The sequence below is a fragment of the Thermomonas fusca genome, assembly GCF_005862345.1.
In the GTDB taxonomy this organism is placed as follows: domain Bacteria; phylum Pseudomonadota; class Gammaproteobacteria; order Xanthomonadales; family Xanthomonadaceae; genus Thermomonas; species Thermomonas fusca.
Window position 1 is genome coordinate 354,882 of record NZ_SROY01000002.1, and the last position, 13,011, is coordinate 367,892.

The 13,011-nt window shown below is 67.7% G+C and carries 14 protein-coding genes; 6 read left to right on the plus strand and 8 right to left on the minus strand.

What is annotated here, in order from left to right; all coding sequences use genetic code 11:
* Positions 1–2 precede the first annotated feature (2 nt).
* Positions 3–398: a type IV pilin protein gene (locus E5S66_RS05910; RefSeq protein WP_138348367.1), complete on the plus strand. Its 396-nt coding sequence runs from the start codon at positions 3–5 to the stop codon at positions 396–398.
* A 75-nt stretch (positions 399–473) separates the two neighbouring features.
* On the opposite strand, the gene E5S66_RS05915 is transcribed toward E5S66_RS05910, so the two are convergent.
* Entirely contained in the window at positions 474–1,982 is a 1,509-nt protein-coding gene (locus E5S66_RS05915; protein ID WP_138348369.1) for a M20 family metallopeptidase, read from the minus strand.
* A 246-nt stretch (positions 1,983–2,228) separates the two neighbouring features.
* Between E5S66_RS05915 and E5S66_RS05920 the strand changes: the two genes are divergently transcribed.
* Together E5S66_RS05920 and E5S66_RS05925 are read left to right on the plus strand one after the other, a co-directional pair.
* Complete coding sequence (locus E5S66_RS05920; RefSeq protein ID WP_138348702.1) at positions 2,229–2,567, plus strand: ComEA family DNA-binding protein; 339 nt, start codon at positions 2,229–2,231, stop codon at positions 2,565–2,567.
* Between the two features lie 50 nt (positions 2,568–2,617).
* A complete protein-coding gene (locus E5S66_RS05925; RefSeq protein WP_246037159.1) occupies positions 2,618–3,223 on the plus strand; it encodes a HutD/Ves family protein in 606 nt (201 codons plus the stop codon).
* Between the two features lie 167 nt (positions 3,224–3,390).
* On the opposite strand, the gene E5S66_RS05930 is transcribed toward E5S66_RS05925, so the two are convergent.
* The 6 genes from E5S66_RS05930 to E5S66_RS05955 all read right to left on the minus strand — a co-directional run bounded on the left by E5S66_RS05930 (position 3,391) and on the right by E5S66_RS05955 (position 8,141).
* Complete coding sequence (locus E5S66_RS05930) at positions 3,391–4,017, minus strand: PepSY-associated TM helix domain-containing protein (RefSeq protein WP_138348371.1); 627 nt, start codon at positions 4,015–4,017, stop codon at positions 3,391–3,393.
* 8 nt (positions 4,018–4,025) lie between these two features.
* Positions 4,026–6,176 (minus strand): TonB-dependent receptor, encoded by a 2,151-nt coding sequence (locus E5S66_RS05935; protein ID WP_138348372.1) that lies wholly within the window; start codon positions 6,174–6,176, stop codon positions 4,026–4,028.
* A 176-nt stretch (positions 6,177–6,352) separates the two neighbouring features.
* Positions 6,353–6,682 (minus strand): non-heme iron oxygenase ferredoxin subunit, encoded by a 330-nt coding sequence (locus tag E5S66_RS05940; RefSeq protein WP_028839451.1) that lies wholly within the window; start codon positions 6,680–6,682, stop codon positions 6,353–6,355.
* Positions 6,679–7,221: a GNAT family N-acetyltransferase gene (locus E5S66_RS05945; protein ID WP_138348373.1), complete on the minus strand. Its 543-nt coding sequence runs from the start codon at positions 7,219–7,221 to the stop codon at positions 6,679–6,681. Before E5S66_RS05945 ends, E5S66_RS05940 begins: the two co-directional genes overlap by 4 nt.
* Positions 7,222–7,230: 9 nt before the next feature.
* Positions 7,231–7,674: a barstar family protein gene (locus E5S66_RS05950; RefSeq protein ID WP_138348374.1), complete on the minus strand. Its 444-nt coding sequence runs from the start codon at positions 7,672–7,674 to the stop codon at positions 7,231–7,233.
* Entirely contained in the window at positions 7,671–8,141 is a 471-nt protein-coding gene (locus tag E5S66_RS05955; RefSeq protein ID WP_138348375.1) for a guanyl-specific ribonuclease, read from the minus strand. Before E5S66_RS05955 ends, E5S66_RS05950 begins: the two co-directional genes overlap by 4 nt.
* A 64-nt stretch (positions 8,142–8,205) precedes the next feature.
* Here E5S66_RS05955 and E5S66_RS05960 point away from each other — a divergent pair, with 64 nt between their 5' ends.
* Complete coding sequence (locus tag E5S66_RS05960) at positions 8,206–8,802, plus strand: YdeI/OmpD-associated family protein (RefSeq protein WP_138348376.1); 597 nt, start codon at positions 8,206–8,208, stop codon at positions 8,800–8,802.
* A 4-nt stretch (positions 8,803–8,806) separates the two neighbouring features.
* Here E5S66_RS05960 and E5S66_RS05965 read toward each other — a convergent pair whose 3' ends face one another.
* Positions 8,807–10,582, minus strand: a complete 1,776-nt coding sequence (locus tag E5S66_RS05965) for a M14 family metallopeptidase (RefSeq protein ID WP_138348377.1) — start codon at positions 10,580–10,582, stop codon at positions 8,807–8,809.
* 116 nt (positions 10,583–10,698) lie between these two features.
* Between E5S66_RS05965 and E5S66_RS05970 the strand changes: the two genes are divergently transcribed.
* Together E5S66_RS05970 and E5S66_RS05975 are read left to right on the plus strand one after the other, a co-directional pair.
* Positions 10,699–11,334, plus strand: coding sequence for a glutathione S-transferase family protein (locus E5S66_RS05970; RefSeq protein ID WP_138348378.1), 636 nt, complete (start codon positions 10,699–10,701; stop codon positions 11,332–11,334).
* Positions 11,335–11,380: 46 nt separating this feature from the next.
* On the plus strand, positions 11,381–13,009 hold the full coding sequence (locus E5S66_RS05975) for a POT-type proton-dependent oligopeptide transporter (RefSeq protein ID WP_138348379.1): 1,629 nt from the start codon (positions 11,381–11,383) through the stop codon (positions 13,007–13,009).
* The last annotated feature ends 2 nt before the right edge of the window (positions 13,010–13,011 follow it).

The following is a 13,011-nucleotide window of genomic DNA, read 5'->3' on the forward strand; positions in this document are numbered from 1 at the left end:
GCATGCAATCCAACACGCGTGGTTTCACCCTGATCGAGCTGATGGTGGTGGTTGCCGTCATCGGCATCCTCGCTGCGATTGCCTTTCCCGTGTATACGCAGCACATGGTGAAGGCAAGGCGCTCCGCAGGTGCATCGTGCCTGTTGGAGCAGGCCCAATTCATGGAGCGGTACTACACCACGACGATGAGCTACAGCGGGGCACCTGCGCCAGCTACGCCTTGCACGACGGAGGTGGCGGCGCATTACGCGTTCGCGTTTTCTGCAGGACCGACGGCCACCACCTACGCGATCTCGGCGACCCCGCAGGGAACGCAGGCCAGCAATGACAGCGCCTGTGGCACGTTGACCATCGACCAGGCCGGTGCGAAGTCGCCGACCACCGCAGGCTGCTGGTAAGCCCCGGTCTTCACAAACGAAAAACCCGCCGAAAGGCGGGTTTTTCGTTTGTGCTACCAGCGTCCCTGCAGGTAGTCAGCAGCACCCCCCCGGCGTATCCGCAAACGAATTGATCGCTGCCGCCGCCACTCCGGTGGTTTCGCCGCGCAGGCTGGCCGCATTGTGCTCGGCCATCACCCGCGCCACGCAGGCGGTGACCGCCTTGCCCATCGGGATGTGCAGGAACTCGTTGGGGCCGTGCGCGTTGGAATGCGGGCCCAGCACGCCGGTGATCATGAACTGCGCGCCGGGGAATTTCTCGCCCAGCATGCCCATGAACGGGATGGTGCCGCCTTCGCCCATGTACATCGCCGGCTTGCCGAAGAACTCCCGGCTGGACTGGTCGATGGCCGCTTCCAGCCACGGTGCCAGTGCGGGGGCGTTCCAGCCGGTGCTGGCCTTCTCCAGCTTCAGGCTGACCTCCGCACCATAGGGCGGGTCCTTCAACAGGGCTTCCTGCAGCAGTTCACCGCCGCGCTTGCCGTCGAGGGTGGGGGGCAGGCGCAGGCTGAGCTTGAGGGCGGTATGCGGGCGCAGCACGTTGCCGGCCGAAGCCAGCGGCGGGATACCGTCGACGCCGGTGATGGACAGCGCCGGTCGCCAGGTGCGGTTGAGGACCAGCTCGGTGCGGTCCTCGTGCATCGGCGACATGCCGGGCAGGAAAGGGAACTTGTCGAAGACTTCGTCGCCCAGCACTTCGGCCACCTTGGCGGCCTGCGCGAGGCGCTCGGCGGGGATGTCCACGTGCATGCCGTCGATCAGCATGCGCCCGGTGTCCTCGTCCTCGATGCGGGAGAGCAGGTCGCGGATGATGCGGAAGCTGGACGGCACGATGCCGGACGCATCGCCGGAGTGCACGCCTTCGCTCAGCACCTTGACGGTGAGATTGCCGCCGGCCAGGCCGCGCAGCGAGGTGGTGCACCACAGCTGCTCGTAGTTGCCGCAGCCGGAGTCCAGGCAGACCACCAGCGAGGGCTTGCCGATGCGCTCGGCCAGATGATCCACGTAGAACGGCAGGTCATAGCTTCCGGATTCCTCGCAGGCCTCGATCAGCACCACGCAGCGCGCGTGTGCGGCACCCTGCGCCTGCAGGGCCATCACCGCGGTCAGCGAGCCGAAGATCGCATAGCCGTCGTCGGCACCGCCGCGGCCGTACAGGCGGTCGCCTTCCAGCACCGGCTCCCACGGGCCCTTGTCGTCGTCCCAGCCGGTCATTTCCGGCTGCTTGTCGAGGTGGCCGTAGAGCAGCACGCAGTCGTCGCTGCGGCCACCGTTGGCGGCTGGGATGTCGATGAAGATGAGCGGCGTGCGGCCTTCCAGGCGCACCACTTCCAGCTGCATGCCGGGGATGGCCTGCGCCTTCGCCCAGGTCTCCATCAGCGCCACCGCGCGATCCATGTGGCCGTTCTGCACCCAGTCGGCGTCGAACATCGGCGACTTGTTGGGAATGCGGATGTAGTCGACCAGCTGCGGGACGATTTCGGCATCCCACTTGGCGCCGACGAAGTCGCGGACCTGGTTGGCGTCGAACGTGGCGGTATGCATGGCGTGCCTGTCTCCGAAGCGTGATCTGAAGCCGCCATTGTAGCGCCGCAGGGCAGGGCGGCCTTCGTCCGGACGGTACTTGGCCGGGAGGAGATCAGACTTTTCCTACGGAAAACCGGGCGGTAATCCCGACGCGCGCCGGGGCGGCGGCCGATAGGCTGTTCCTGTCGCGGTGGGCAACCTGTACACACCGGATCGCAAGCGCGGACCGGCTACAGATCCCAACCAAGGAGCCATGCCATGAACATGAAGTCGCTGACCACCCTGCTGTCCCCGCTGGTGCTGCTGTTCGCTCTGGCCGGCAGCGCCATCGCCGGCGAGACCGTCAACATCAATACCGCCGATGCCGGCACCATCGATCGCGTGTTGGTGAACGTCGGTCCGGCCAAGGCCCAGGCGATCATCGATTACCGCAAGGCCAACGGCGCGTTCCGCAGCGCCGAGCAGCTGGCGCTGGTCAAGGGCATCGGCCTGAAGACGGTGGAAAAGAACCGCGACCGGATCGTGGTGGGCGGACAGCGCATCGCGCCGAAGACCGCGGCCGCACCTGCGAAGGCAGCGCCGCAGCGGGTCGTGCGTCGATGAATGCAGATCGGATCTGCGCCGGCCCTTCCCGGGCCGGCGATACTTCGGCGATGAACGGAAGATCGACGCCGGCAGCCCTGGTGCTGCGCGCTCAGGACTACCGGCGGATGCGCTGGAAGAACGGGGCAGGCTGGACTTCGGAAGTGTTCCGCTTTCCCGATGCGGACGATTGGGGCTGGCGGCTGTCGATCGCCGAGGTGGAAACCGACGCGCCGTTCTCGACGTTCCCGGGCGTGGAACGCGCGCTGGTGCTGCTGGAAGGCAACGGCATGCGCCTGCATTTCGACGATGGCGACACGCGGGAGCTGCTGCCATCGTCGAACGTGTTGTGTTTCTCCGGCGAACGCCCGCTGGTGGGGCAGCTGGTGGACGGCCCCAGCCGCGACTTCAACCTGATGTGGAAGCGCGAGCAGGTCGATGCGCAGCTGTGGCGGCGGCCGCTGGCCGGGGCGATGGTGCTGTTTGCGGGCCCCGGGGAAACCTGGGTGGTGCACATGCTGTCCGGGCAGGCGCATTTCCCCGGCTCGATCGGGCCGGGCGAGATGGAGTGCGGCGACACCGCGATCCTGCGGGGTCACGGTGCACGCAACCGGTTTGCGCTGGATGGCGCTGGTGAGCTGCTGCTGATCCGGGTAGTCGGGCGAGACGAGGCTTGACCAAAGCCGAGCGGCTTTGCTCAACCCTCATCCCCCTGGGGTTTTTAAGGTCAAAGGCGGCGTCGAAGGAATTGACGTCGCTGCGGCACAGGGATGTGCCGCACCTTTTTTTTATTCTTCACCGAAGGCCAGAGCGACGTTGTCGCCTGGTTCTATCGGCCGGTGGGTTAGCTCAATGCCAACCCCAGCACCGCGACGAACGCCAGGGTAGACAGCCCCATCATGCTGACTGCCATCTGGCGCAGGTTGCGTCCGCGCGCCCACATCCAGATCCCGGACAGGCCGAGCAGCAGCATGCCGATGGCGAAGCTGTCGGCCAGCAGGATCCAGAACAGGCCACCGCCCACCGCCTTGTGCAGGCGGTTGAAGGCGGCCAGCGACGAGTGGCTGCTGTGCTTGAGCGTGGCGCTCTCGTCGCCCGGGGCATACTCCAGCGCCCAAGAGCTGCCCGCGGTGCCGCCGCTCAAGGTCCACTTGGAGGGCGGCTTGCCCGCGCCGCCACCGGGCCCACCCTTGCGGATGACCTGGGCATCCAGCTGCTGCCGGGCGCGCAGCCACAGCGACAGCTGTTCGGGCGTTGCGCGCGCCTCGGCCGGGATCGCAAGCTCGACGCGCGAGGTCTCGCTGCTTTCGCCCTGCGGCCAGGCGCCATCGCCGAAGCGGTGGTTCATCACCAGGCCGGTGATGCCGTACAGGATGGCCGCCAGCGCGCCCCAGGCGCCAATCCACAAATGGATCTGGCGGATCCAGCGGTAGCGGGTATTGCGGCGACGTGCCGAGATGTCCTGGCCCATGGGTCAGCTCAGTAGCGGAAGTTGAGGCCGACCCATGCGCTGCGCGGCGCGCCCGGGCTGATGTTGTTGTTGCTGTGGGCGCTGGCGAAATAGCGGGTATTGCCCAGGTTCTCCACGTTGAGCTGCAGCTGCAGGGACGGCGAGAGCGTCCAGTAGACCGCCGCATCGACGCGGGTGAAGGCCGGCAGCGCCACCTTGTTGTCCACGTTGGCGTAGATCTCGCCGCGGTACACGATGCCCAGGCCGGCGCCGAACGTATCGTTGAAGTCGTAGCGGTTCCACAACGAGGCCGAATGGCGCGGCAGCTGCGCCAACCGGTTGCCCTCGATGGCGGTGGCCGACTGGGTGGTGGTGATCTCGCCGGACTGCCAGGCATAGCCGCCCATGACCTGCCAGCGATCGGTGATGCGGCCGGCCAGGCCCACTTCGACGCCCTCGGTGTACTGGCCGTCGACCAGCAGCATTTTGGTCGAGTCGGCCGGGTCGGTGACCGCCACGTTGCTGCGGTCGAGGCGGTAGACGGCGATGGTCGCCTGCAGGTCCTTGTGGATGTCCCACTTGGCGCCGATTTCGCGGTTGCGGAAGCTCTCCGGATCGAGCGCCGCATTGCCCAGGTTGAGCGAGGCCAGCTGGTCGCCCGCGCGCGGCTGGAACGCCTTGCTAAGGCTGGCGTAGAACGACACGTTCTGAAGCGGCTTGTAGACCAGCCCGGCGCGCGGCGAGAGCAGGTTGTCGTCGCTGCGGAACGACTGTCCGTTGCGGTTGTTGCGCAGGTCCACGCGAAAGTTGTCGAAGCGCACGCCGACGATCGCTTGCCACTGCGGCGAGAACTCGATCTGGTCTTGCAGGTATACCGCCGAGGTGCGGGCGACGCCGTGGTTGTCGGCATCGGTGGCGCTCTGATGGAAGTCGATCGCCAGGTCCACGTTGGGATTGGAGATCGGCACGACATTGGTGCCGGGCGCGAAGTAACCGGTCTGGCGGAAGTTGTCGGTGACCTGCCTGCCCAGCTCGATGCCGGCCAGCACGGTATGCCGCAGCGCGCCACTGCGGGTTTCCCAGACCAGGTCGGTCTGGTTGAACAGGTTGCGACGGGTGGTGTCGGCGCGGTAGGCGGCCAGCGTCACGCTGGTGCCGGTGGCATCCACCGAACTCGGGAACACGTTCTGGTAGTACTTGTCGTAATCGGCCCAGCGCAGGTGGTTGCGCAGGTTCAGGCCTTCGCTGAAGGCGTGGTCGATGATCGCATCGAAGGCGTCCACGTCGGCTTCGGTCCGGCTCAGCTTCGGGTTGCCGAAGAAGGTCGCCGGATCGGTGGCCAGCGGGCGGCCGTTGAACGAAGGCACGCCGCGGTCGGTGGTGCGGTCGTCGTGGAAACGTTCGTAGGCCAGCACCACGCGGGTGGCGTTGCCCAGATCGAAGTTGAGCGATGGATTCACGCCGTAGCGCTTCAGGTAAGTGTCATCGCGGAAGGTCTGCGAATCCTCGACCACGGCATTGACGCGGAAGCCGGCGGATTCGCCGAAACCCTGGCCGAAGTCCAGCGTACCGCGCTGGCGCTGGTTGGAGCCCAGTTGCAGGGTGCCGCCACGATGGTTCATGCCGTCGGCCATGCGGGTGACGCGGTTGATGACGCCGCCGCTGCCGCCCCGACCGAAGATCATTGCGCTGGGGCCCTTCAACGCTTCCACCCGATCCAGGTTGTAGACGTCGCGGAAGTACTGCACGTCGTCACGGATGCCATCTACGTAGAAGTCGCCGGTGGAGCTGATGCCGCGCATGACCGGGGTGTCACGGTTGCCTTCGCCCTGCGCGGTGCCGACGCCGGGCATGTAGCGAAAGGTTTCGTTGAGGCTGGTGACGGCCTGGTCGGCCACCAGCTTGTCGGTGACCACGGTGACCGCCTGCGGCACGTCCAGCAGGGGCGTGTTGGTCTTGGTGGCGCCGCGGGTGTTGCGCACCTGGTAGTCGGGCAGGTAGCGCTGGCCGACCACGATCACCGCGTCCACGTCCTTGGCGGGGTCCCGCTTGCTGGCGTCGTCCTCGACCGCCGATGCGAAAGCAGGTGCGCACAGCGCCAGCCCGATGGCGAGGGTCAACGGGGCGGGGGACGGACGGCGGAAGCGCAGGCGCGGGTGCTGGAGCTGGAGCTGGAGCATCGAATCCTCGGGGACAGACAAGGCAGCTGAATGCTGCGACCCGCGCATGCTAATGCGAACGATTCGTATTGGCAATCAAAAGTGCAGGAAACCCCTTCCAGCAGCGTCCGGGCTGCCTTTCCGGCAGGTTCTCCAGCTGGCGGCTGTGAACGGAGGAAGGGGAAGCTGCGCCGCGGTCAGCGGTCGTCGCGCGTGAACACCGCGCCGTCTTCCACCTTCACCGGGAACTTCGCCACCGGTTCGTAGGCCGGCGCGCACAGCGCGGTCCCTTCACGAACGTCGAACTTCGCGCCGTGCAGGACGCACTCCACCTGGCCGGAGGCGGCGTCGAAATGTCCAGCCGACAGCTCGAAATCCTCGTGCGTGCACTGGTCCTCCAGCGCGTAGAACATGCCGTCGAGGTTGAACACCGCGATCGGGGTGCCGGTGACCTCATCGAAGGCCACCTTCATTTCCCCCGGGAGCAGCTCGGCGGTGGTGCACACAAAGGTCCAGGTCTCGCTCATGCCGTCGCCTCCGCGTGCAGGGGTTTTTCCAGCACTTCGAAGCGCAGGTCGTCGCGTTTGGGCTGGCCGAAGCGGGTGTCGCCGTAGGGGAACGGCTTGAGCTCGCCGGTGCGGCGGTAGCCCCGGCGCTCGTAGTAGGCGATCAGCTCGTCGCGGACGTCGATCACGGTCATGCGCATCACCGGCAGCCCCCATTCGTCGCGGGCGATGCGTTCGCACTCGGCCAGCAAGCGCTTGCCAAGGCCGCCGCCCTGCAGCCCGGGGCGCACCGCGAACATGCCGAAATAGCCGGCGCCGTCCTCGTCGGCCACGTGTGCGCAGGCCTGCAGCCCGTCGTCGGCCTCGGCCAGCAACACGCGGCTGCGCGGCCGCGCCAAGTCGGTGCGCAGCACCTCCGGGTCGATGCGGTTGCCGTCCAGCAGGTCGGCTTCGGTGGTCCAGCCCGCGCGGCTTGAATCGCCGCGGTAGGCGGAGGTCACCAGGGCGACGATGGTGTCGATGTCGGCGGGCGTGGCGTTGCGGAAGGCGGGTGTCTGCATCCGCACATGCTAGCGTGCGGGCGGCTCCGGTTCATCCGCAAGCTCGCGGTCGGGCAGGGCCAGGAACGCCCAGAACGGGATGTCGCGGGCCTGCCAGTCCACGCTGGCTTCATCGAGGATGTCCAGCAGGGTTTCGAAGCTGGTTGCGTCGGCATCGCGCAATGCCGACGCGTGCGGCAGCAGCAGGGCGTAGCCGGAGGCCGGCCACCACGACAGGTCGCGCAGCTGGTCGCTGAGCGCATCCCAGTTGCGGCCCTGGCCGGCCGGCGTGGCCAGCCGCTCGGCCAGCCGCTGCAGCAAAGCCTCCTTGCCGTCGCAGCCCTGCAGGTCGATGCGCAGCGTGTGCAGGCCGGCGCCCCCGCAGGCGATGTCGAGCAGGGCGATGTCCTCGTCGAGGACGAAGTACACCCCGGCCTGCCGGGGGTCCTCCAGCATCTGGGCGAGGCCGGTCATGGCTGCATCCCGGCGCTGAAGCTGCGGAAGCTGCGGTAGTGGTCGTCGCTGTAGTACCACTCGCGCGGCGGGTTGCCGCCGGTGACGATGCGGCGCGCGCCGCGGTGGCGCAGGCCGGGGGTATCGACGGTGTATTCGCGGTACCAGCCGCGCGGCTGGCGCGGCAGCAGGCCTTCGCGGTTGCCGAAGACCTGACCGTCCTGCCGGTACGGGTAGGGCCCGCCACGCTGGATCAGGCCGAGGGTGGCGCGGGCTTCCGGTGGCAGGAACGCGGGCAGCGCCGGGTTGTTGCTGGCAGACGAATCCGCGCTGGTTGTTGCGCCGACTGCCGTTGGCAGCGCGGGCGCATGCGCGGCAGGAAAATCGTGCGTCGCCGCCGGTGCTTGCTGCCGCGAGCGCCACTGCTGCCAGCCTGCTGCAAGCGCGATGGCCAGCAACAACCAGACGATCGGATTGCGTAGCCGCATGGGCGCGTGTCGCCGATGGAAGGGTGGGTGCAGAATGGCGCGGACTTCCCAGGCAGGCAAGCGCATGGCCCGCGATCCCCGCATCGACGCCTACATCGAACACGCCGCACCGTTCGCGCAGCCGATCCTGCGGCATGTGCGCGAGCTGGTGCACGCGGCCTGTCCAGGGGTCGAGGAATCGATCAAATGGGGCATGCCAAGCTTCAGCCATGCCGGCGGCATCCTGTGCGGGATGGCGGCGTTCAAGCAGCACGCCTCGTTCGGGTTCTGGAAGCACGCGCTGGTGGTGGGCGAAGGCGAGCCGCGCGACGGCATGGGCAGCTACGGCAAGATGACCTCGCTGCAGGACCTGCCGCCGGACAAGACCCTGCTGATGCACCTGCGCAAGGCGATGCGGCTCAACGAAGCCGGGGTGAAATCCCCCGCACGCAAGGCCGCGCCGAAACCGCCGTCGGAAACACCCGAAGATCTCGCCGCCGCGCTGAAGAACAACAATGCGGCGCAAGCGACTTTCGCCGCCTTCCCGCCGGGGTGCCGGCGCGAATACATCGAATGGATCGTCGAGGCCAGGCGCGAGGACACCCGCGCCAGGCGCCTGGCGCAGGCCATCGCATGGATGGCCGAAGGCAAGCGCCGCAACTGGAAATACGAGGCCTGCTAGCCCCTCACGGCGCCACGTCGGTGCGCAGCACCGGGTAGCGGTTGTAGCCCGCGTCCCAGGCCGGGTGGCGGCGGTAGAAGAAGTCCAGCCGCGCGCGGGGATTGCCGGCGAACTCCGGGTCATCCTTCAGCTTCTTCTCGAACTCGGCCTTCAGCGCCGGGTCGCGCGCCAGCATCAGCCTGGCCTGCTCCTCGGCCACGTAAGCCTCCATGTATTCCTTCTGTTCGAAGCTGTTGTTGAACGCCCCCCAAGCGACCATCGAATCCGGCGCCAGCGGCTCCAGGATCGCCATCAGCAGGCGTGCCTTCGGCTGCGCGATGGGCACGAACAGCGCGCCGGCGGCAAGGTCGGCCGTGGCCGGCTTCCAGGCGCCGGCCACGGTGGCGCGCTGGTGGCCTTCCACGGACGTGGCTGAGAACTTCACGCTGTCGGCATCGAAGGCTTCCACCGCGGCCTGCGGCATCGCGGCGTCGAGGGTGCGAAAGTCGATGCCGTGCACCCGCAGCTGCTCGCCCACCTGCGCGGCGTATTCCGGCGGCACCACGTAGCCGCCCTTCGGCGCCGGCAAGCTGCGACCGGGTACGACGGTGTCGCGCAGCGGCAGCATCCACAGCTGCGGGGTGCGCTCGTCGTAGCGGGTCATGCTGGCGCCGGAGATCTCCGACGGCGTGCGGGTATAGGCGTAGCCCAGGAACTCGATGAAGCGCTTGGCATCGGTGGTGGCGTAGTCCAGCGCTACCGGCTGGCCGCCCAGCGCGGCGGCGCGGGCATCGGCCTCCAGTTCCAGCTGCCGCCACTGCGGACCGTGTTCGGCGGCCAGCTCCAGCGTGGCCAGCACGCTGTTGTAGGTGGCGCGCACGCGGTTGGGATAGGGCTGCCAGGAATGGGTTTCCACCAGGATGCCGACGCGGTTGCGCAGCGGGAAATAGCCGTGCGAGAAGCGCGGCGTGCTGACGCCGTCGACAAAGCCCGAGGTCGGATCGTCTTCTTCCTCGAAGCTGGGATAGAACGCCACCGGCAGCGAGCCGCGCTGCTTCAGCTTCTCGATGATGCCGTCGCGGAAACCGCGCCCGGCTGCGCGCAGCGCCTGGTCGCCGGAGTTGATCGGCTCGCCGGTGATGGAGATGTCATGGCGGAACTTGGCGCCGTCGGTGACGTGCAGGTCCAGCGCCACCAGCGGGTCCCAGGCGTTGACCAGCGCCAGCATCGCGCGCATTTCCGGCGCGTCGGCCTTCACGTAATCGCGGTTGAGGTTGTAGCGCTGGGCAGTGGTGCGGAAGCCCATCTGCTCTGGCCCGCGCTGGTTGGGGCGGTTCCAGGCCCTGAAGTTTTCGTGCCCGTCGACGTTGAACACCGGCACGAACAGCAGCACGGTCTTGTCCAGCAGGCCCTTGCCCGCCTTGCCGCGCAGCAGGTCGCGCAGCAATCCGAAGCCTGCATCCTTGCCGTCGATCTCGCCGGCGTGGATGCCGCCCTGCGCCAGCACCACCGGCAGGTTCTGCGCGCGCGCGTCCTCGGGCGTCAGCGCGCCGCGGGTGGACACCGCCAGCGCCTTCATCGGCCGGCCCTGCGGGCTGGTGCCGAAGTCGAAACAGCGCACCGCCTGCGGATAGGCCTGCTGGTAGGCGTCGCACAGCGCGATCACCTCGTCGTAGCGACCGGTCTGCCGGTAGCCGCTGCGCTCGGCCACGGTGGCCAGGTCGGGCTTGGCCGCGTGCAAGTCAGGCGCGGCGGACGTGGCGATGAAGAGCAGGGCAAGGGCGAGCAGGTGGCGGCGCATCGTGGATCTCCGGGTGAGCCGGGCGATGGTAGCCCAGCGCACTCCGCGCGTTGCCTGCCGGAAGTCGTGGTGGACGGCGTGCGAAGATGAAGGCTTCATTCCATCGGATCCCCGCCATGTCCGCCACGCTCTACTACGCCCCCGGTTCCGCCAGCTTCCTCGTGCATTGGCTGCTACTGGAACTGGAGGTGCCGCACGAGCTGCGGCTGGTGGATTTTTCCAGTCGCGCGCAGAAGGCGCCCGAGTATCTGGCGCTGAATCCGAATGGCGTGGTGCCGACGCTGGTGATCGACGGCAGGCCGCAGCACGAGGCGGCGGCGCTGGCGCTGTGGCTGGCGGAAACCCATCCGCAGGCGGGACTGATGCCGGCTGTCGGCGATCCGCAGCGGCTGGATTTCCTGCAGTGGATGTTCGACCTTGCCAACGAGGTGCAACCGCTGCTGCGGCAGTGGTGGTATCCGGGCGAAGTGGCCGGCGAGGCCAATGCCGAAGCGGTGCATGCCCACTGCGCGCGCCGGCTGGGCGCGCACTGGCAGCGGATCGGTGCCCATCTGCAGGCGCACGGGCCGTACCTGCTGGGCACGGCGCCCTGCGTGGCGGACTTCTACCTGGTGATGCTGATGCGCTGGTCGCGCAATTCGCCGTCGCCCGCGACCGACGTGCCGGCACTGGCGGCATTGGCGCGGCGGATGAAGGCGCGCCCCAGCTTCAAGACCCTGTACGAACGCGAAGGCCTGACCGAATGGGCGTAAGCCGCGCATCGGTTAGGCTTCCCGCACTTCAAGCAAAGAGCCCCGCATGAGCCAGACGACGGCCACACCGACCGCACGCCTGCCCCGGCAGATCCCTTTCATCATCGGCAACGAGGCGTGCGAGCGCTTCAGCTTCTACGGGATGCGCAACATCCTGGTGCAGTTCCTGGTCAGCAGCGTGATCCTGGCCTACGTGCCGGAGGCGGAGCGGCAGGGCGTCGCCAAGGACGTGTTCCACAGCTTCGTCATCGGCGTGTACTTCTTCCCGCTGCTGGGCGGCTGGCTGTCCGACCGCTGGTTCGGCAAATACAACACGGTGCTGTGGTTCTCGCTGATCTACTGCGCCGGCCATGCCTGCCTGGCGCTGTTCGAGGACAGCCGCAACGGCTTCTACACCGGCCTGTTCCTGATCGCGCTGGGCAGCGGCGGGATCAAGCCGCTGGTGGTCAGTTTCTGCGGCGACCAGTTCACCCAGGCCAACAAGCACCTGGCCAAGCTGGCGTTCGATGGCTTCTACTGGACGATCAACTTCGGCAGCTTCTTCGCCTCGCTGCTGATGCCGCTGTTCCTGCGCAACTTCGGCCCGGCGGTGGCGTTCGGCATCCCCGGCGTGCTGATGTTCATCGCCACCTTCATCTTCTGGCTGGGCCGCAAGCAGTACGTGCGGGTGCCGCCCACCCGCGGCGAGGACCCGCATTCCTTCTTCAACGTCGCGCGCAGCGCGCTGCTGGCGCAGGCGCCGGGGCAGGGCAGGGCCGGCCTGCTGGTGGCCGGCTTCGGCGTGCTGTTGGCGCTGGCGATGCTGGCCTGCTGGGCGCTGCAGGCGGCGTTCGGCATCTCGGTGCCGTATTGGCCGGCCGACTTCCACTTCGTCATCACCGCCTGCCTGGCGCTGGGCGCGCTGATCGCATTCGGCGGGATCGGCGTGTCGATGCAGCTGGAGCGTGCGCGCGGCCTGCATCCGGATGCGGCGGTGGACGGCGTGCGCGCGGTGCTGCGGATCCTGATCGTGTTCGCCCTGACCACCCCGTTCTGGTCGCTGTTCGACCAGAAGGCCAGCACCTGGGTGATCCAGGGCAAGGCGATGACCGTGCCGCACGAAGCCTGGTGGTGGCCCAGCTGGCTGGTCAAGGAAGCAGGGCAGATGCAGGCGCTGAATCCGCTGCTGATCATGCTGCTGATCCCGTTCAACAACATGCTGCTGTACCCGGCGCTGCGCCGGATCGGCTTCGAGCCCACCCCGCTGCGGCGGATGGGCTGGGGCATCGCATTCTCCGGCGTCGCGTGGATCATCGCGGGCCTGATCCAGCTGCAGATCGACAGCGGCGCGCAGACCTCGCTGGCGCTGCAGACCTGGCCCTACCTGCTGCTGACCTTCGGCGAGGTGCTGGTCTCGGCCACCGCGCTGGAATTCGCCTACAGCCAGGCCACGGTGGCGATGAAGGGCGTGATCATGGCGTTCTGGTACCTCACCAGCACCTTCGGCAGCCTGTGGGTGCTGCTCACCAACGCCGCGGTGCGCAACGACGTGGTCACGGCGAAAATCGCCGCCACCGGCTACAGCGAGAACGCGGTGCTGATGTTCTTCTTCGCCGCGTTCGCGTTCGTGGCCGCGCTGGCCTTCGCCGCCTACGCGCGCACCTATCCGATGCAGGACAACTACCGGGCGGCCTGAGC

What these genes read in the sequence shown, in the direction of transcription:
- E5S66_RS05910 (WP_138348367.1), top strand. Translation starts at nt 3, where the DNA reads ATGCAATCCAACACGCGTGGTTTCACCCTGATCGAGCTGATGGTGGTG.
- E5S66_RS05915 (WP_138348369.1), bottom strand. Translation starts at nt 1,982, where the DNA reads ATGCATACCGCCACGTTCGACGCCAACCAGGTCCGCGACTTCGTCGGC.
- E5S66_RS05920 (WP_138348702.1), top strand. Translation starts at nt 2,229, where the DNA reads ATGAAGTCGCTGACCACCCTGCTGTCCCCGCTGGTGCTGCTGTTCGCT.
- E5S66_RS05925 (WP_246037159.1), top strand. Translation starts at nt 2,618, where the DNA reads ATGAACGGAAGATCGACGCCGGCAGCCCTGGTGCTGCGCGCTCAGGAC.
- E5S66_RS05930 (WP_138348371.1), bottom strand. Translation starts at nt 4,017, where the DNA reads ATGGGCCAGGACATCTCGGCACGTCGCCGCAATACCCGCTACCGCTGG.
- E5S66_RS05935 (WP_138348372.1), bottom strand. Translation starts at nt 6,176, where the DNA reads ATGCTCCAGCTCCAGCTCCAGCACCCGCGCCTGCGCTTCCGCCGTCCG.
- E5S66_RS05940 (WP_028839451.1), bottom strand. Translation starts at nt 6,682, where the DNA reads ATGAGCGAGACCTGGACCTTTGTGTGCACCACCGCCGAGCTGCTCCCG.
- E5S66_RS05945 (WP_138348373.1), bottom strand. Translation starts at nt 7,221, where the DNA reads ATGCAGACACCCGCCTTCCGCAACGCCACGCCCGCCGACATCGACACC.
- E5S66_RS05950 (WP_138348374.1), bottom strand. Translation starts at nt 7,674, where the DNA reads ATGACCGGCCTCGCCCAGATGCTGGAGGACCCCCGGCAGGCCGGGGTG.
- E5S66_RS05955 (WP_138348375.1), bottom strand. Translation starts at nt 8,141, where the DNA reads ATGCGGCTACGCAATCCGATCGTCTGGTTGTTGCTGGCCATCGCGCTT.
- E5S66_RS05960 (WP_138348376.1), top strand. Translation starts at nt 8,206, where the DNA reads ATGGCCCGCGATCCCCGCATCGACGCCTACATCGAACACGCCGCACCG.
- E5S66_RS05965 (WP_138348377.1), bottom strand. Translation starts at nt 10,582, where the DNA reads ATGCGCCGCCACCTGCTCGCCCTTGCCCTGCTCTTCATCGCCACGTCC.
- E5S66_RS05970 (WP_138348378.1), top strand. Translation starts at nt 10,699, where the DNA reads ATGTCCGCCACGCTCTACTACGCCCCCGGTTCCGCCAGCTTCCTCGTG.
- E5S66_RS05975 (WP_138348379.1), top strand. Translation starts at nt 11,381, where the DNA reads ATGAGCCAGACGACGGCCACACCGACCGCACGCCTGCCCCGGCAGATC.